The sequence below is a fragment of the Candidatus Bathyarchaeia archaeon genome, assembly GCA_038873195.1.
Lineage (GTDB): Archaea > Thermoproteota > Bathyarchaeia > Bathyarchaeales > Bathycorpusculaceae > DSLH01.
On record JAVZEV010000001.1, the window covers coordinates 276,220 to 294,231 of the forward strand.

The window sequence follows — 18,012 nt, forward strand, 5'->3', positions numbered from 1 at the left end:
AAAAATAAAAATGTTCTTCAGTTATGCCATATTTCTTGTTGGAACTGGTTTGGCATATGTTTTTCAGATTAAGACTTGTCTATTTATGGATGGGCTATCCTTCTTCTAAGGCTGCAAAGGGATAGTCAGGAATGTGGATTTTGAATTCATATTTTCTGTTCATAAGACAGTTAAATACCCATAGCCTATTTGTGTGCATAATCGTTGGAGGAAACTCCTTGAAACATAACATAACGCCAAAACAAAGAAAAGAACTACAAGCAAAAATGGCTAAGGTTTTCAAAGAAAACATGAAAGGGCTTCGGACAGAATTGCAAAAAATATTGGTAGATGATATGGTCACCGCTTTCCAAAATAGAATAAACGTGTTAAACAGAGCACAAGCAAAAAGAAGCTACTAATGGGGACTAAAGAGGAAAAAGACGTAGTTTGAATCCATAAAAGCTTTATATAAAAAGGGTGAAAATATCGCCAAGAGGTTTAGGATAATGAGACGATCCAAACTTGAAATGTATATTGACATCCTTAAGGTGCTTGCCCACCGCGGCCCGTTAAAGCTAACGCATATTATGTACAAGGCTAATGTTAATTGCAGCGTGCTGAAGCAATATTTAGACTTCTTAATAAAACAGCAACTTGTCGAAGAACGCACAATCGGAAAGCGCAGAGTTGTCTACGCCATAACACAAAGAGGCATTACAGTGCTCAAGTATTTCCGCGAACTCAAGCAAGTCTTGCCAATTGTTGAAGAATTAAGAAACAGAGCACCTGTACCATACTAACCATCTTAAATTTTTTAACTACAATAGTTTTCATCAAATTGTATATTTCTGAAAACATAGAATATAGCTTGTTCTTTTATCGTTTTTTGGCTTGGTCTTGACTATGAAGGCGCATACATGTCAAAAAAGCTAAAGTAAACGTGTAGTTTTACGCTTGACAAAGACTAGCCCCTCCCTTATAAATAGGTTGAAACAACTATTGACTCTACCGTTCTATGATGCTTGCCCTTTCCAATGTTTGTGCATGCGATAAAGTTAAACACAATAACCGCTCTCTCTACCAATTGAAACCTTGGAGAATTCGGAAATGAGTAGAGAAGAAGAGTCTTCTGGCTACAAAGGTGAAGCATTAGATGCTATCAGAAAGATAGGTGCTGAGATAGGCGATGTAATCCGTATAACACGAAATGATGAAGTCTATGAAGGCATACTTATTCCACGTTCTGAATATGGAGACGAAAAGCACATCGTAATAAAATTGAAAAGTGGCTACAACATTGGCGTCCGCATAACACCCGACGCAAAAATAGAACGAATAGGCAAAGGCGCAAAACCCACATTCGTCCCGCCAGCGCCACCAGAACAAAACCCACAACTGCCACGCGTAGCCATAATAAGCACAGGTGGAACCATCGCTAGCCGCGTTGACTACAGAACAGGCGCAGTACGCCCAGCCTTAACAGCAAGCGACCTCTACAGCGTCGTTCCAGAACTCGCCAACATAGCACGCATAGACGCGCACATACTCTTCAGCCTTTTCAGCGAAAACATCACGCCAAAACATTGGACAGAAACTGCAGAAGCCACCGCCAAACAAATTTCTGAAGGCGTTGACGGCATCGTAATAGCCCACGGCACAGACACAATGGGCTACACAGCTGCAGCCCTAAGCTTCGCACTGCAAAACTTGCCCGTTCCAGTAATCCTCGTAGGCTCGCAACGTTCAGCAGACCGCCCAAGCTCAGACGCAGCAACCAACCTCATCGGCGCAGTAACCGCAGCCGCAAACGCTCCATTCGCCGAAGTCTCAATAGCAATGCACGAAACAACATCAGACGACAGCATAATACTCCATAAAGGAACGAAAGTCAGAAAATGCCACACAAGCAGAAGAGACACTTTCAAATCAGTCAACACAACGCCACTAGCACGTGTACAAGACCAAAAAATAACCATGTTAACAGAAAATTACCAAAAACGCGACTCAACAAACAAATTAATGCTAAAACCAAAATTCAACGAAAAAGTCGCACTGGTCAAATTTTACCCGGGAATGAACCCCGCTTTAATCGATTATTACGTGGATAACGAATACAAAGGAATCGTTCTGGAAGGAACAGGCTTAGGACACGTTGGAAAATACTGTTTCAATGCCATACGAAACGCCATAAAACATGACGTCGTAGTTGCCATGACTTCACAATGTATCTGGGGACGCGTAAACATGAACGTCTACGATTCAGGACGCGACCTACTCGCCCTAGGCGTAATTCCACTAGAAGACATGCTCCCAGAAACAGCACTAGTAAAGCTAATGTGGATTTTCGGACAAACCCAAAACCTGGAAGAAGCAAAAAAACTACTAAAAACAAACATAGCCGGCGAATTTTTACCACGAACAATCCCAGAAAAAATAGGCATAGAATAAGGAGGAACAACAACCCATGGAAATCGACTATAAAAAAATCGGCTTAAAAGTAGGCTTAGAAATCCACCAGCAACTCGACACATCCGCAAAACTGTTCTGCCAATGCAAACCAGAACTCTTCAAAGAACAACCCGAAATCACATTCACACGCAGACTACGCCCAACCCAAAGCGAACTAGGACAAGTAGACCCAGCCGCATACTTCGAATTCCAAAAAGGCGTAAAAATCCAATACGAAGCAAACCGCGCAACATCATGCCTCGTAGAAATGGACGAAGAACCACCTCATCCATTGAATACAGAAGCAGTTGAAATAGCCTTAACGGTCGCACTAATGATGAAAGCCAAACCAGTCGACGAAATCCACGTAATGCGCAAAACAGTCATAGACGGCTCAAACACAACAGGCTTCCAAAGAACATGCGTAACCGCTTTGAACGGCGAAATCAAAATCGGAGAAAAAACCGTCCCAATCCAACACATAAGCCTAGAAGAAGACGCAGCAAGAATTATGGGACGAGAAGACAACACAATACATTACCGCATAGACCGCCTAGGCATACCACTAATCGAAATCGCAACCGCACCAGTCATAAACACACCAAAAGAAGCAGAAGAAATCGCACTCACAATAGGAAGAATACTAAGAGCTACAGGGAAAGCCAAAAGAGGACTAGGCACAATCCGCCAAGACCTAAACGTATCAATCACAAACGGAGCACTCATAGAAATCAAAGGAGTCCAAGAACTCGAACTACTACCCCAAGTCATAGAATACGAAATCCAACGTCAACTAAACCTCATAAAAATAAGCCAACAACTCCAAAAAAAAGGAGTCAAAGAGACACAACTAACAGAAGAAATTCACAACGTAACCCACATCTTCCAACAAACCCAATGCAAAGTCATCCGCAAATCCCTCGACAAAAAACAACAAGTCCTAGCGGTGAAACTTCCAAAATTCAAAGACCTACTCAAACAAGAATTAGCGCCTAACCTACGCTTAGGAACAGAAATGGCAGACAGAGCACGATTCTGGGGAAGAGTCGGCGGAATATTCCACACCGACGAACTACCCGCCTACGGCATAACAACCCAAGAAGTTGAAGCACTAAAAAAAGCCCTCAAAGCAGAAAACGACGACGCAATCGTATTCGTCGCAGACACACCAGAAAACGCCAAAGACGCCCTAAAAGCAGTCATAGAAAGAGCAAAAGAAGCCATAAAAGGCGTGCCGGAAGAAACCCGCAACGCAAACCAAGACGGCACATCACGCTACATGCGCCCCAGACCAGGCGCAGCAAGGATGTACCCAGAAACCGATATACCACCAACACAAATAACCGAAGACTACATAAAAAAAATTAATGCGCAATTGCCAGAACTTCCAGAACAAAAACTCGAACGCCTAATGAAAGAATACAAGCTCAACCAAAAACTAGCCAAACAAATTATGGACTCAGAATACAGCCAATTATTCGAAACAATAGTAACAGAAAGCAACGTTTCACCCACAACAGTCGCAGCATTCCTCACAGAAACACTGAAAGCCCTAAAACGTGAAGGCATAGAAACAGACAAAGTTTCTGACACACAAATAAGAGAAGTCTTCAAAAACGTAGCCACAGGCACATTAACAAAAGAGGCACTACAAGATGTGTTCGTTTGGCTTTCAAAACACGAAAACGAAAGCCTACAAAAAGCAATTAGCGCTTTGGGGTTGGAGACGCTTTCTGAAAAAGAACTGAAAGCCCTAATCGACAAAATAATCGCAGAAAATGAAAAATTGATTAAAGAACGAGGCGAAGGCAGTTTCGGCATTCTCATGGGCATGATAATGAAGAATTTACGTGGCAAAATCGACGCTGCTCAAGCAAGTAAACTGTTAAAGGAGAAGCTGAAGACGGCAGCGAAATAGTTTACGCGGCTACTTGTAATCCTTAAGCGCAATAACAGGCGTTGATGGCACCTTCACTGGTTCGCCACAGTAAGGACATATTTTAAATTCAGGAAGCAATGGCTTTCCACAAGCTGGACAAATGTTCGGAAACTGCACTTTCTCCTCAATTTTCTTAATCTCCTTCTTCAAACTGCTCAATTCAGCTCTTATCTTCTCCACATTCTCTTTTAGTGGCTGAAGCTCCTTCACCTCGGTTCTAACGTTGTAGATTATGTCTTTGACTTGTGCCAAGTTTTGGCTGTTTGACTCTATTGTTTCGTTCATCATGTCAAGTATCTCGCTTTTTTCTTCTAACAATTGAGCTTCAACCGCAGTTTGTGTTTTAGCGTCTGAAAGTATCTTGTTCAGGAAAGCATCAACAGGGTTTTCGAAAGCAACTGCGCATGTGATTCCCCAAAAGATGAAAGTTGCAACTGCGCTTACGAGACAGTATACCATTGGCGTTATGGCTTGCAGTTTTTCGTTTATTAGCGGGTATAATGTTAAAAGTCTGATTTGACCGTTGAAGGCTAAGGCGTATATGGCTTCTATGAAGTGTATGAGGGATAGGAAGGTTAGGGTGCTGAAGAGCCATACGAGTATTCCTTTTTTTGCCACGTAGATTCCCCGGTTTGGGTTCAACATGTAGTATAGTGCATCTTAATATTTAATACGCTATTTCTGAAACCGACATATATCGGCAATCGTAAAATCTAAAAACCATGGTGACTTCTCCCGCACAACCCCTTTTTTTATTGTGAGGTAAACGTTAATGGATAATGGCGATTTTCTCTTTTTGATTTTTGCGTTGTTAGTGTTTATCGTTATGGTAGGTGATTATGAACGTGGAAAAAGTAAAGGTGAAAAGGAAAAAGCATAAGCGCAAAACACTTGAAAAGCGCATCATGGAGAGAGAGTTAGCGTTAAACGAGCTTTGGCTCTACAACGAAACCATTCATTCACGCATGACTCAGGAAGCTTTCTTGTTAGAGCGTAAAAGGAATCCGCGGGACTACATAACTTAGAGTAATACGCAACCATTAACATTATTTCTTTACCACACTCGACAACAACAATAACTTAACTTAAATAGTAAAGCAAAAAGAAGCTCAAATTGAGCTTTTCCATGCAAAATTAACCTAGAGTGAGATATTTCCGCGTATTATCTCATTGGATAAAGAAAAAAGGGAAGGTTAGGGTAGATGCTCGTAGTGTTCTTTTGAGTTATGGTATGTAGAAGGCTAGGTTGAAACTGTACGAGCCAATTGGCAAGGCTTTTGTTAGCTGAAGTGTCACGGTTAGGTTTGTTGTTGCGTCTGGGCTTAGAATCCAGCTTGTCTTGTCCATGCTGACTGTCCAGCCGTCTGGCAAGTCTGTTACGGTTGCGTTGAAGCTTAACTCTGTGTTGCCGATGTTATGTAGGTAGAATGTTGCTTGTTTTGTTTCTCCGATATTGCTGAACGTTCCCCAATCATACGAGCTTATAGGTGTTCCAGGTGGACTTTCCACTTGCAGTGCGGCTATGCCTGCGACTTGCATGTTGTTCGTTATGGTTTTCAAAGTGACTAAAGCGTAGGCGGTTAAGGCGAGGCAAAGCAGAGCGATAGTTAAAGCTGCAACCGTGAGTTTGCTAACTTTTGTTTTCATTTTCCTTATTCTCCACTCCGTTTTGCTAAGCAGACGCTTAGCGTATGCAGTTTTCACACGATTAACTATTTAAAATTTCATAATATGCTTTAAACATAAAAGTTCTTAAATCAGTGGATAACAATTATACCCATGTGAGAAAGTATGAATGTTGAGAATGAAATGCCGAAACAAAGAGTTACAGTCAGCATAAGCAAAGACGTTCTAGAATGGATTGACAGTCAAGTTGAGAAGCGAATCTTTAAGGATAGAAGCCACGCATTTGAAAAGCTCATCTACGACAAAATGCAAGAACAAAAAGAAAAGAAGCAGTAAGGGTTAAGGTTTAAATTTGGAAACGCCATCATTATGGTAAGGGTAAAATGGGCTTATACGAATCATTAACCGAATCTTTTCCCTTAGAGGAAACCGTGTTCGGTTCTTGCCTTCTAATTCCACATGCACTTTTTAAGCCTGAATGGAATGAACAGTTAAGTAAGGAAGGCGTTAAGGTTTTTCAGCAAGCTTATAATGGCAAACTTTTCTTTTTCTTAAAGAAATCCGACGGGAATGGTGCGGTTAAGTCTCCAGAAGAGCCTAAGCGTCAAGAGTTGAAGCCTATCGTGTGGAACGAGGAAACTTTAAGGCTGGTTGAAAAGTTTCGTAGGGAAGGGTTAAGCTACTACAAAATAGCTGCTAAAATGGAAGAGTTCGGGTTTAAGGTAGCTCACACAACGATAATGAAGAAACTGAAGCGGAGAATGGCGCATTCGCAAAGTTTAAACGTTCAATGTGAAGGTGACGGTTTATTCCGAGAATTCCTGGAAGCTTTGGAAATACTTTATCCAAAGTATCGCAAAGCCTGTGCAGTTTTGCTTAGGGAAGCTTCAAAGGTTTTGGAGAATAGTCCATAAACCAGCCGCTATAGTATTATAGTTCACTACTATCACGCTTAAACCTTTCGAACAGTCAAAGTTTTAAACATAAAAAAAGAGAGGTGAAACAGCATAGTGTTTGAAAAACTGAGGAAGTTTCTCGAAGACAAGAGGGCTGAGGCACCTATGGGCGGCGGCGGAGTAATTGGCGTTCTGGTTGGAATCATGGTTTCGCTGTTGATAGCTATCATAGTGATTCAAAGTTTGGTTAACAGCCAATCTCAAGCCGGCTGGACTGCGCAAGCGAACAGCACTTGGGCTGCATTGCAAAGCAACATTTGGGTTGCAATGACACTGCTCGTAATCATTCCAATAATAGTTGGAGCAGTGATAATCCTCGGCTACGTAAGAAGAGGAATGTAACAATACTACGAGCATCACAGCCTCTTAACTTCCCTTTTTTTGTGTAACGCCATATTTCAAATTAAACCTTTCAAGTTCCTCTTGATACCATTCGTTATCTAACTCTTTGACAAGGTTAAGAAAGTCGACGTCCAAGCAGTAAAGCTTTCGTTCCCTCTCGTTCAAGTTGGGATTTGGAAGCATAAAAGCTTCAGCGGAACGCTTCTCTTCAGTTTCAGCTTGCTCTTTCAAACGGAAATAAACACCGACTGGTTTAAGCCTGTCATGCACAACTCTATAAATTTTCTTCTGTTTTTCCATTTTCTGAATTGCCGTTTTAACTGCTCTTTCAGTATATCCAGCAGCTACACAATAAGCGATGACGTCTGCTTCTCTTACGATACCATATTTAGCTAAACATTCGGTAACTTTGTCTTCAGCCGTCATACATTTCACCAAGTGAAATGTTGAAACTTCACCAGGACTTTATTTGTCCGCTAATTTAAAAACGTTCTACACAAAGGTGTGTAAAATGCCGAAGGTAAAAGCTGAATATGAAGGAAGAATCGCATTCCGACTGCCAAAGGAAGACAGAGAAAAAATTGAAAGACTAATCATCCAGGGTAAATTCAAAAAAATTAGTGAAGTCATCCGTGCAGCCTTGGACCAGTTTCTCCAAACTGCTTAGGAGTTTCCAAAAATGGATTTAAAGGGTGCAGCCAGACAATATTGGCTTCTTGGCTGCAACATTGTTTTGCTCAGAGGCAAAGAGCCACTGCATAAATGGAGCCAATGGCGAAGCGAAAGGCAGAGTGAGCTTAACTTTGAAGCGTTGCCATGGAATGAAGCTGATGGCTTTGCCATAATCTGCGGACAGCAAATGCACAATGAGCTTTATGTTGGAGCCGTAGACTTTGATGTTAAAAACCTGCCACAAGAAACCGTAGACAAAGGCAAGCAAGTTTTAAAGTTTATGCCAATAACTCAGATGGAAGAGACTCCAAGCAGAGGACAACATTGGATTTATTTTACACGTAAAAAACCAAAAAGCGTTTCAGCTTTTCATAACGTGGCTGCTTTGGAACTGGTTGGTGAAAACAAGCTGTTAATAATGGCTCCAAGCAAAGGTTATAGAAGGCTAAATGACAATACTGCAACAATTGTTGAAAACTTGGAAAACTTGTTTTTGGAAGCTTTGGCAAAGGCTGGAGTTAAAATTGCTCGCATTACGAGTGAATTTTGGTTTGATAAGCCAGACTTAGCCAAGCAACCTTACAGAGGCAAGGCTCCTCCGTGCATTCGGAGTTTGATGGAAGGCACAAAGCAGGGACTGCGGAATGAATATGCAGTAAGGTTGGCTGGTTTTCTCTGCAACTTCAAGAAATTGGAGCCTAAAAAAGCATGGAAGCAGCTTCAAGAGTGGAACCAACGGAATCAGCCCCCTTTACCTGAAACTGAACTTTCCGCTTGTTTTAAAAGTGCAGTGGAAAAACGGTACGTTTACGGATGCAGCGACAATATTCTGGCAAGCCTATGCGACATGGAAAACTGCAGTCTAGCCAAAACGGAAGTGAAAGAGCAGGAATCAGCGAAGAAACAATTGAAAGATTCTGGCGTGTTGCCAGATGGATGTTTCGAGGCAATTTACCACAATGGAAAACCATGCTTCTTGATTTTGAACAGCAGAAAATTCTTTATTGCGGAAAAGGTTGAAGTTGAAGGAAAATGTTTTCTTCCGAAAGAAGCCAGAAACGTGCCTTACGAGCCTTACGGTTTCTATGAAGGAGAAGTTGACGTTCACAGCTTGTTTGAAGATGTTAAACTGTGGATTCAAAAGCTGATTGACGTGGAGCCAATTTACCGGGATATTCTTGCAGTTTGCGTTTTAATGAGTTACCAGCAGGAGAAACTGCACACTGTGCCGTACCTCTTCTTTTTCGGAGACAACGAGAGTGGAAAAAGCACGGTTCTAAAAGTGTTAAACAAACTTTGTTACAGACCGCTTTTTGGAGTAACTATTCCAGCAGCAGACTTGTATGGCTACTTGGAAGATTCAGATTCAATTGGCTGCATCTTAGAAGATGAAGTTCAAGGAATCCACAAGGACACGGACAAGATTAAAATCTACAAGTCTGGCTACAGTCGAGGAGCCAAAGTCCCGAGAATGATAACAACAGAATATTCCAGGTATATTAAGTATTACAATGTGTTCTGCTTCAAAGCGTGTGCAAGCGAGCAGATTCCACAGGTAAAAGGCTTCAACGAAAGGTTCCTTTTCGTCGCAATGGTTGAGGGCTATCCGCAGCTTGAATGGGTTGACTTAACCAAAGAGCAGATGGAACAGTTAAACGCTTTGCGAAACAAACTGCTAAAATGGAGAATGTTAACTCGAAACCAAGAGTTGCCAGAAATCCAACTTAAAATTAAGGGAAGATTAAAAGAACTGTGGAAGCCTCTGCTGCAAGTTGCCTACGGCTTGCCTGCTTACGAAAACCTTGTAAATTTTCTGGAAGAGCAGCAGAAAGAAAGGCTGAGTGGAAAACAAGACACGTTGGAAGGGAAAATTGTCAAAGTGGTAGTTGACTTGTTTAACAGCAACTTGGAGGGTTTACCGACGATTCCATTCTCTACAATTTGGAGCAACCTGCAAGAAGAGTTGAATGCAAAAATAGACTCGCAAAAAGACTATGTCATGCACACAAGCGAATTCGACGACGTGACAAAAAACAAGGTTGGTTATAGGCTTAGGGAGATTCTGAGTGGAAAAACTCAAGTAAAAAAAGAGAAAGATTTGGAAGGCAATTGGGTTTCGATTAAGGCTTATGTTTTTGACGTAAACAAACTGAAAAGAATAGCGAGAAAGTATGGTTACGAGTTTTCTACTAAGTTACCGAGTGTACCGAGTTCCGAGAGTGTAAGCACTTCTGAAACTATGGAGAAAGTCCATGAAAACAATGTTGAAAAAGAGGCTCCTACACCTCTGCAACTCGGTACACTTAGTAACTCGGTAGAAAGCCAGTTGCAAGAGCAGAAACCGCAAGATTTGCTTCAATGCCACTTTTGCAGAAGTATTGGCAAGTCAAAGTTTTTCGCCACTCAAGCAGACTTAGACAGGCACCTTGTGGCTTTGCACTCTGGCTATCAAGGAAAAAGAGAGGTTAAAGGCTAATGGCTCGGCTGTGCTGTCCAGAATGTGGTTCTCAGCTTCTCTATAAGGATGGTTTACGTTATCTTAGTGGTGGTTCAACAGTTCAAAGGTGGCTTTGCCGAAACTGTGGTTATCGGTTCTCAGAGAAAAGCATATCAGATATGCCTAAAAACACTGTATTAACCGTTAATACAGTTGAGAGAACCGATTTAACTTCGTCAACGGTTGACGAAGTTGAAAGGACAGACTTAACTGTGCCAACGGTTGGCACAGTTGAGAAATATTCTCAGCATAAGTCTTTTAAGAATTGTCTGACACAATGCAATAGCGATGCACATGGCAAGAAGGTTCTTGTCATGGAAGCGGCAAAAGCAACAAGTGAAAAGCGGGAAGCGGGAGCCACAGAAACCGCACAGCAGCACGGTTTAATCCTTGAATATGCATGGAAACTAAAGAAGCGTGGACTATCCGACGTTAGCATAAAAACGAGAAGTTACCAGTTAGCTCAATTAGTCAAGCATGGAGCAGACTTGCGCAATCCTGAAAGTGTCGAAACGGTTTTGGCAACGGAAAAACTGACACCATGCCAAAAGAAAAACCGAGTTTCAGCTTACACTTCATACTGCAAAGTCATGGATATAAAATGGACACCATTCAAAGTTAAATACCAACCTAAACAACCGTTCATTCCATTAGAAGCCGAACTGGACCAGTTGATAGCTGCATGTGGAAAAACAACCGCGGCTTTCCTTCAAATCTTAAAGGACACAGGTGCAAGAGCAGGAGAAATTGCACGGTTAAAATGGACAGACGTAAACTTTGAACATAACACTATAAGCATTAACGAAGCCGAAAAAGGCTCAAACACTCGAACATTAAAGGTTTCGCAAAAAGCAATCGCCATGATAAAGAATCTACCTAAAAAATACGGCGAATACATATTCAACCCCAACCCGCCATTAGCAGCTTCAATAAAAGAATGCTTGCAGCTTGCAAGAAAACGTTTAGCAAGAAACCTTCAGAACCCCAGGTTCCTACAAATTCACTTCCACACTTTCCGTCATTGGAAGGCAACAATGGAATACGCAAAAACAAAGGACATCCTACATGTTAGGCAATTGCTGGGACATAAACAAATTCAAAGCACACTTGTCTATACTACACTGGTAAACTTTGAAGCGGATGAATACGTTGTTAAAAGACCAAAAACCACAGAGGAAGAGGATGAACTTATCAAGGCAGGGTTTGAATATGTCAGATTTGACGATAAAATGCAAGCGCCAATTTATAGGAAGAGGAAGTAGCAACATGGCAAAACCTTTCGGAATCCACGGAAAACTTTCACTTTTCGTAAATTCTAAAAGGAGTATGCACTTTAAGTATCCGTATGATATTTGCATTTGAATGGTGAGGGAGAAAATGGAAGAAAAACACGAGTGTTTTGGTTTTCGCGTGAAAATGGGCGAGTATGAAGTGGAAATTAACGGAACACGCGAAGAAGTTTTAAAAACCGTAGAAGATTTGCCGAATTTAATGGTTAACGTGCAAAAAGCCTTTGAAACTGTCAAGCCTAAAACAGTCGCGACACTTACAATTAAGAAGGAAGCACCCAAAGAAGAAGCGGGAGCTCCAGCGCAGAAGTACCCGAAAATTATGCGCACAGACAATTGCGGCGAAGCCATTTTGCGGGTTCTTGAGACTGATTGGGGAAAGTGGCGACCGAGGACTATGGATGAGTTAAGAGAAGCGTTAAAGGCTAATGAGCTGGATTTTTCTGGGCGAGTTTTAGCTGGGGTTCTCATGGGACTTGTTAAGCAAGGAAGAATCAGACGGTGGAAGACTGATGCGGGTCACGTGTATATTTTAGCCGAGAAGGAAACGTTGGCTTAGGAGGATAACGCTCTATGGGAAAGGTTGAAGCGCGGATTAAGACGCCCTTCGGCGAGATTGTAGTGGAAGGCGAAAATGCGCAAGAAGTTCTGGGCTTGTTGGAGAGTTTTCCGAAAGATTTTGTGGAGAAAGTATTGGATTTTGTTTCGAACAGACTTGTTCCTTCAGGTGTCCAGTTGAAGGGCATTGTGGAGTTTACGACTGAAGGCCCCGTGATTGTGGCGCGTGAGAATCTTACACATTATGAAGCGATTGGGTTGACCTTGTATGCTTCTGAGGAGAAGAAGAACACTGCAGCGCAGATTCAGAAACTTCTGGAGTCAAGTGGAATAAAATGTATGGTTCCTGCACGGTTGAATGAGATGACTAAACGCGGACAAGTGTTTAAGCCAGACCCCAATAAGCCAGAGTTTAAGTTAACTGTGCAGGGCGAGCGTTGGGTTGAGGATGAAGTTTTGGCTAAGCTTCGAGGTAAGATGGGTTAGGCTGTACATGCAACAGTATCTAATCCACCTATTGTTTAAATGTTGATACGATGTGATTAACTATGGAGATGATTGTTAATGAGTTCAGTCTTCGATGATATGACAGATTCGGAGAGAAGAGTTGCTAGTTTTCTGACGGAATTGGGTCTCAAATGGGTTTACGAATTTCCAGTATTTGTTTATGATGAAAAAGACAGACCAAGAGTGTGGACACCCGATTTCTATATTCCGAAGTTAGGAATGCATATAGAGGTTTGTGGCTCAGAAGATTTTAACTATAGGTATAGGGAAGAAATTTACGAAAAAAATGGTTATTATGTTGTCTTTCTTCACATTTACAAGCAACCAGAAAAATGGAAGAATTTTCTGATAGCAAGAATAAGGGAAATTGAAGAATCAAGACATACGGAGGTATTAAAGATTTCAGACTTCACTTATTCACGCTAAAAAATGGACGTGGAAAATTTGGTTAATAAACAACAAGATAAATCGCGTGATGTTACGGTTCATGTGCGTTATGGTGATGTAGAGAAGACTTTTTCGGGCAGTGTTGAAGATGTTTGGCTGAGTTTAAGCAAGTTTTTTGGCGAGTTTTTGCCTTCTTTCGACGTTGCTAAGCGGCTTGTTTTTAATGTAGATTTGGAAGAGCTTGTTAAGGCGTGTGAGGGCTTGATTGGTTTTTCTAAGGAAGGTGCAAGTTTGCTTGTTGGTAAGGATAGGCTTACGGATAATGAGACTTTGTTGTTGTGGCTTTTGGCTGCTAATGTAGGTTATGGTTTAGGTTTATTGCAGAGTGATTGTGTTTCTAAGGAAGAGTTGCAAGCTAAGTTAGGGAAGAGTGGAAAGATTGTAAGCACAAGACTTGGTGAGCTTGTCAAAAGCGATATGGTTATGAAGACCAGTGATGACAAATATAGGATTACAACTTTTGGCGTTGTGCAAATGCAGAAAGAGTTTATTCCAAAGATTAAGGCGAAAATTAGCGGTTGATTTTCATGTAAATGGCAACATGTCTTATGCGTGACTGCAAGAAAAATCTTTTATGATTGGTTCCACATTCAAAAAGCTCTATGTCCAGCGAATCTGAAGGACCAGCAAAATCTCCTGAAATAAGCAAATACAGGGATAAGATTGTCAGCGGACCAATCATTCGCACAATTTTTTGGTTGGGCTTACCTCCTCTTGTAAATCAGCTGGTAGTTGTTACTTACAACGTAGCAGACGCTTACTGGTTAAGTAGTTACAACGAAATTGCAGTGGCAGTTCCTAGACAAATGTGGCCTGTCTTAATGCTTTTTCAAGCGCTTGTGATGGCTTTAACAACTGCTTGTTTAAGCATGGTATCGCAGTATATTGGAGGCAAAGCTTACAAGAAGGCTAGTTTGGAAGCGTCACGTTTCTTTACTGTAGCTTTTCTTGCAGGAGCCATGTTGAGTCTTTCGCTTTTAACTCTTAGAGGCTTAATTTTCACGTGGGTTGTGTCTACTCCGCCTGAAATATTTGAGGACGTCATGAGATACTCTGGCGTAATAGCTTTCGATGTATTCTTTAATTACATAGCTCTCACATATACCACATTACTTCAAAGCGTCGGAGACACTAAGCGACCAGCCATAGTTAATGTGGTATCCGTGGGCATCAACGTTATCTTAGACCCGTTTTTCGTATTGGGCATTGGACCTTTTCCTCGTTTGGGGGTGATGGGTGCAGCTCTTACTGATGTTTTGGGGAAGCTAATATCGATAAGTGCTTTGACTTATTTGCTTCGGAGGGATTATCCTGAGCTTAAGATAAGGTTTACTAAGGAAATAGATGCTGAGTGGGTTCGTCTATTTTTGCGTATAGGTTTGCCAATTCTGACGCTTGGTTTGACGAATGGTTTTGCTTTTCTCATGCAACTTAGGCTTGTTAACATGTTAGGCATTTTTGCAGCTACTGCTTTTTCCATAGGGTTTGTGATAATGGACATTGTGGATGCTGCGTTGTGGGGGCTTAGTGGTGCGCCAGCTATAATGATAGGGCAAAGCTTGGGAGCGGGAAATCGTGAAAGGGCTAGGGAGGTTGCGTTTAAAGCGGCTCTTTTAATATTTAGTCTTATGGTGTTAGTAGCGGGCATTATCTATCCGATTAGAGGAGTTGTGGTTGATGTGTTTGCGGATGACCCGAACATAGTGAATGAGACTGAACTGTTCATGCAGATGTTACTGCCGACGCTTCCGTTTTTCGGTTTGTTCGCAAATGCCATGTCCACTGGGAGAGGGTCAGGGCACACGTTGTTTCCGACGGCTGTTGGCGTGTCAAGACTTTGGGGAATACGGTTGGCTTTGGGTTATGTTTTAGCTTTTACTTTGGCAATGGGTTCTTTGGGGGTTTGGTTGGCTTTCGCTGTTAGCAATGTTATAGGAGGAGTTGTTTCTATTCTTTGGATAAAGTATGGAAATTGGGCTGAAGCAGTGGTTGATAAGAACCGTTTGTCGGAAAATACGTGATTTCGGCGGTCAATTATCATTGCATGTGAGGTTTTCTATAATCTGTTTGCGAAAGACTAGGAGCAAGTTAGGTTATTATTGGTGTTGTCAGTTTTGTGGCGTTTGTTGGACATGTGGTTACGCAGAGTCCACATCCATGGCAGTTTTCTTTTATGACTATGCTTTTGTTGTTTTCGAGTTTTCTGGCTTGGAATATGCAGCGTGTTAGGCACGTGCCGCATCCGTTACATTTGTCTAAGTCGACTGTTGCGGTTAGTCCGGATTTTGCTATGTGGTGTTTTACGCCGTAGTTTATGTATGTTCTTAGGTAGTTGCAGCAGCATGGGCAACAACTGCATATGTCAAATACTTCGCCTTTTTGCCAATCCGTGTAGAGTGCTTGGTGGATGAGACCGTGTTTGTTGGCTATTTGTAGGGCTTTTTTGGCTTCTTCGAGGGAGATTTGTTCTGCTGCGTTTCGTTCTGTGAGTTCTTTTGAGAAGTCATCTAGTGCAAGGCATGTTCTTAATGGTTTATTGCAGTTTTTGTAGGTTAGTCTGCATTCGCAGTTGCGGAGTGATATGTGGTTTGCTTCTTGTAGGATTGTGACTGCGGTTTCGGTGGGTAAAACTATTGTGACTGGTTCTGTGATGGCTTCTGGTATTGGCAAGATTTTTGCTTCTGGGTTTGGGTCGTTTTTTGCGCGGTTCACGTGTTCTTCGAAGCAGTAGTCTACTAATGCTGCAGCGTATTTTCCAAAGATGTTTGCTCTGTTTTCGCCTAGGTATCTGGAGATTATGCTTTTGAAGGGTTTTACTGTGTAATGAATTGTTTTGTCTTTTTTCTTTGTTAGGAAGCCTTTCATGAACAGAGTGTTGATATGGCGGTTTATGATGGCTCGTGGCTGTTTTAGAGTGTTGGATAGTTCTGCTATTGTTTGTTCTTTTTCGCAGAGTTTGAGGAGGATTTCTGTTTCTTCGGGTTTAACTATTAACGGGAGAACATCTGTGAACATTGGTGGAGCTTTTAATGCTTTGGCTAGTTGACGGTAATTTTCAAGGCACATGGGTTTTTCACTGTTCAAACTTATTATTAGAATGCAGCGTTTTCTTATATACATACTCAACGGTAATATTCATTATCGTCTTTTTTGTGTTCTGCGGAATCTATAGCCCCCTTATAAATAGGTTGAAACTTGGCTTGACTGTTTAATATTATTGTGGAAAGCTTAATTGTTGTTTTTGCATTAATCGTGCTTGGCAGGTAATTGAGTGTGTTAAACTGTTCAGATAGCGTCCGAAACGGTTTAGAAAGGTTAAGAGGTTAGGAAAAGTGGGGATAGTATGCCATTAAAGCGTTCAGAGATTTCAAACGTAGAGTTTTACCCGTTAACGCCTAAACGATGGACTGACCTTGAAAAGTTATTCGGCGAACGAGGCGCCTGTGGCGGCTGCTGGTGCATGTGGTGGAGGCTAAAGCGGTCTGATTTCATGCGTCAAAGGGGAGAATTAAACAGAAAAACCTTGAAGAAAATAGTGGATTCTGGTGAGACTCCAGGAATTCTTGTTTATGCGGATGACGAACCAGTTAGGTGGTGTGCAGTTGCTCCAAGAGAAGCCTATCCGACTCTAGAAAGGTCTCGTGTTCTAAAGCGGGTTGACGCTAAACCAGTTTGGTCTGTTGTTTGCTTTTTTGTTGCTAAACCGTTTAGGGGTAAGGGACTTACTGTGCAGTTGTTAAAAGCTGCGGTTGAGCATGTGCGTAAACAAGGCGGTAAGATTGTTGAAGGATATCCAGTTGAGCCTAAAAAGGGAAGAATGCCTGACCCTTTCGCGTATACTGGTTTGGTTTCCTCTTTTCGGAAAGCGGGATTTGTTGAGGTTCTGCGGCGTTCTGAAAATCGCCCAATCATGCGATACTTTATCGCGGAGAAATACCATGTTCTCGTATAGAAAAGCTTTTAAGCAATTCTTAAAAGCTTGCTATTCTTTACATTTTTGCATTAATTTCGGTGGCTATTCTAGTGGGTATTGAAGCAAATTTGATAATTTCCCTTCTAAAATTGACCAGAGAAGGTGCAGTTTCATCAGAAGTAGTTAAAAAAGATGCACAACTGCCTCTCCAGATTGTTGAAAAGTTGCTCCGAAAATTGCAAAATGATGGGTGCGTTTATTTGCAGAAAAGCGTTGTGGAGGCTGATAGTCTGCAGCGTGTTAAATTAGCGGTATATGCTGTGCAATTAGGAGCCGACTTAGAGCGTGTAAGCAGTTTCCTTCAATGGAAAGAATTTGAAGACATAGCGGCATTTGCGTTTGAGCGCAATGGCTACAGCGTCTATAGAAATGTGAGGTTTAAACACTTCGGACGTCGATGGGAAATAGATGTAGTCGGCTGCAAAAAGCCAATTGCAGTTTGCTTGGACTGTAAGCATTGGCATCATGGAGTGTATCCTTCTGCGTTAAGGAAAATCGTTGAGGAGCAAGTAGAAAGGACGTTTACCTTTGCCGAGTCCCTGCCAAATCCTTCTGTCAAAATTGAATGTGTTTCATGGGAAAGAATCAAAGTTGTTCCTGCGGTTTTGTTGCTTGTTTCGGGTAGATTCAAGTTTTATGATGGTGTGCCGATAATTCCTGTTCTTCAACTGCAAGACTTCTTAACTCAATTACCCGCATTTGCAGATTCGTTGAAGCATTTAACGAAAAACATGCAAGGCAGAGCATCTCTTGACATGCAATAATTATGCATGTAT

General features: G+C 41.7%; 22 protein-coding genes. 18 read left to right on the top strand and 4 right to left on the bottom strand.

Annotation, left to right across the window (positions count from 1 at the left end):
- The first annotated feature begins 218 nt into the window (after positions 1-218).
- The 4 genes from QXW63_01505 (at position 219) to gatE (ending at position 4,348) form a co-directional block, all read left to right on the top strand.
- Positions 219-401, top strand: coding sequence for a hypothetical protein (locus QXW63_01505; protein MEM3460575.1), 183 nt, complete (start codon positions 219-221; stop codon positions 399-401).
- A gap of 87 nt (positions 402-488) precedes the next feature.
- Positions 489-782 (top strand): winged helix-turn-helix domain-containing protein, encoded by a 294-nt coding sequence (locus QXW63_01510; GenBank protein MEM3460576.1) that lies wholly within the window; start codon positions 489-491, stop codon positions 780-782.
- A 307-nt stretch (positions 783-1,089) separates the two neighbouring features.
- Positions 1,090-2,430, top strand: a complete 1,341-nt coding sequence (gene gatD, locus QXW63_01515; protein ID MEM3460577.1) for a Glu-tRNA(Gln) amidotransferase subunit GatD — start codon at positions 1,090-1,092, stop codon at positions 2,428-2,430.
- A gap of 16 nt (positions 2,431-2,446) precedes the next feature.
- Entirely contained in the window at positions 2,447-4,348 is a 1,902-nt protein-coding gene (gene gatE, locus QXW63_01520) for a Glu-tRNA(Gln) amidotransferase subunit GatE (GenBank protein MEM3460578.1), read from the top strand.
- Between the two features lie 9 nt (positions 4,349-4,357).
- On the opposite strand, the gene QXW63_01525 is transcribed toward gatE, so the two are convergent.
- Positions 4,358-5,014, bottom strand: a complete 657-nt coding sequence (locus tag QXW63_01525; GenBank protein ID MEM3460579.1) for a zinc ribbon domain-containing protein — start codon at positions 5,012-5,014, stop codon at positions 4,358-4,360.
- Between the two features lie 200 nt (positions 5,015-5,214).
- Here QXW63_01525 and QXW63_01530 point away from each other — a divergent pair, with 200 nt between their 5' ends.
- Positions 5,215-5,394 (top strand): hypothetical protein, encoded by a 180-nt coding sequence (locus QXW63_01530; protein MEM3460580.1) that lies wholly within the window; start codon positions 5,215-5,217, stop codon positions 5,392-5,394.
- A 199-nt stretch (positions 5,395-5,593) separates the two neighbouring features.
- Here the strand turns inward: QXW63_01530 and QXW63_01535 are convergent, their stop codons facing one another.
- A complete protein-coding gene (locus tag QXW63_01535; protein ID MEM3460581.1) occupies positions 5,594-6,016 on the bottom strand; it encodes a hypothetical protein in 423 nt (140 codons plus the stop codon).
- 144 nt (positions 6,017-6,160) lie between these two features.
- Here QXW63_01535 and QXW63_01540 point away from each other — a divergent pair, with 144 nt between their 5' ends.
- The 3 genes from QXW63_01540 (at position 6,161) to QXW63_01550 (ending at position 7,293) form a co-directional block, all read left to right on the top strand.
- The gene (locus tag QXW63_01540) at positions 6,161-6,331 is read left to right on the top strand and encodes a ribbon-helix-helix domain-containing protein (protein MEM3460582.1); all 171 of its coding nucleotides are present in this window, start codon (positions 6,161-6,163) and stop codon (positions 6,329-6,331) included.
- Between the two features lie 47 nt (positions 6,332-6,378).
- Positions 6,379-6,909: a hypothetical protein gene (locus QXW63_01545; protein MEM3460583.1), complete on the top strand. Its 531-nt coding sequence runs from the start codon at positions 6,379-6,381 to the stop codon at positions 6,907-6,909.
- Positions 6,910-7,005: 96 nt separating this feature from the next.
- The gene (locus QXW63_01550; GenBank protein MEM3460584.1) at positions 7,006-7,293 is read left to right on the top strand and encodes a hypothetical protein; all 288 of its coding nucleotides are present in this window, start codon (positions 7,006-7,008) and stop codon (positions 7,291-7,293) included.
- Positions 7,294-7,317: 24 nt separating this feature from the next.
- Here QXW63_01550 and QXW63_01555 read toward each other — a convergent pair whose 3' ends face one another.
- Positions 7,318-7,719 (bottom strand): hypothetical protein, encoded by a 402-nt coding sequence (locus tag QXW63_01555; protein MEM3460585.1) that lies wholly within the window; start codon positions 7,717-7,719, stop codon positions 7,318-7,320.
- A gap of 85 nt (positions 7,720-7,804) precedes the next feature.
- On the opposite strand from QXW63_01555, the gene QXW63_01560 reads away from it, so the two are divergent.
- The 8 genes from QXW63_01560 (at position 7,805) to QXW63_01595 (ending at position 15,284) form a co-directional block, all read left to right on the top strand.
- Positions 7,805-7,960, top strand: coding sequence for a ribbon-helix-helix domain-containing protein (locus QXW63_01560; protein ID MEM3460586.1), 156 nt, complete (start codon positions 7,805-7,807; stop codon positions 7,958-7,960).
- Positions 7,961-7,972: 12 nt separating this feature from the next.
- Positions 7,973-10,441, top strand: coding sequence for a primase C-terminal domain-containing protein (locus QXW63_01565; GenBank protein MEM3460587.1), 2,469 nt, complete (start codon positions 7,973-7,975; stop codon positions 10,439-10,441).
- A complete protein-coding gene (locus QXW63_01570; GenBank protein MEM3460588.1) occupies positions 10,441-11,724 on the top strand; it encodes a tyrosine-type recombinase/integrase in 1,284 nt (427 codons plus the stop codon). The genes QXW63_01565 and QXW63_01570 overlap by 1 nt, the downstream gene beginning before the upstream one ends.
- Positions 11,725-11,839: 115 nt before the next feature.
- Complete coding sequence (locus tag QXW63_01575) at positions 11,840-12,310, top strand: hypothetical protein (GenBank protein ID MEM3460589.1); 471 nt, start codon at positions 11,840-11,842, stop codon at positions 12,308-12,310.
- A gap of 14 nt (positions 12,311-12,324) precedes the next feature.
- The gene (locus QXW63_01580) at positions 12,325-12,795 is read left to right on the top strand and encodes a hypothetical protein (GenBank protein MEM3460590.1); all 471 of its coding nucleotides are present in this window, start codon (positions 12,325-12,327) and stop codon (positions 12,793-12,795) included.
- 78 nt (positions 12,796-12,873) lie between these two features.
- On the top strand, positions 12,874-13,242 hold the full coding sequence (locus tag QXW63_01585; GenBank protein ID MEM3460591.1) for a hypothetical protein: 369 nt from the start codon (positions 12,874-12,876) through the stop codon (positions 13,240-13,242).
- A gap of 18 nt (positions 13,243-13,260) precedes the next feature.
- The gene (locus tag QXW63_01590) at positions 13,261-13,785 is read left to right on the top strand and encodes a hypothetical protein (GenBank protein MEM3460592.1); all 525 of its coding nucleotides are present in this window, start codon (positions 13,261-13,263) and stop codon (positions 13,783-13,785) included.
- Positions 13,786-13,865: 80 nt separating this feature from the next.
- A complete protein-coding gene (locus QXW63_01595) occupies positions 13,866-15,284 on the top strand; it encodes an MATE family efflux transporter (protein ID MEM3460593.1) in 1,419 nt (472 codons plus the stop codon).
- A gap of 67 nt (positions 15,285-15,351) precedes the next feature.
- Here the strand turns inward: QXW63_01595 and QXW63_01600 are convergent, their stop codons facing one another.
- Positions 15,352-16,329 (bottom strand): 4Fe-4S binding protein, encoded by a 978-nt coding sequence (locus tag QXW63_01600; protein MEM3460594.1) that lies wholly within the window; start codon positions 16,327-16,329, stop codon positions 15,352-15,354.
- Between the two features lie 277 nt (positions 16,330-16,606).
- Here QXW63_01600 and QXW63_01605 point away from each other — a divergent pair, with 277 nt between their 5' ends.
- Both QXW63_01605 and QXW63_01610 read left to right on the top strand, forming a co-directional pair.
- A complete protein-coding gene (locus tag QXW63_01605) occupies positions 16,607-17,215 on the top strand; it encodes a GNAT family N-acetyltransferase (GenBank protein ID MEM3460595.1) in 609 nt (202 codons plus the stop codon).
- Positions 17,216-17,286: 71 nt separating this feature from the next.
- Positions 17,287-18,000, top strand: a complete 714-nt coding sequence (locus QXW63_01610) for a restriction endonuclease (protein ID MEM3460596.1) — start codon at positions 17,287-17,289, stop codon at positions 17,998-18,000.
- Positions 18,001-18,012 lie beyond the last annotated feature (12 nt).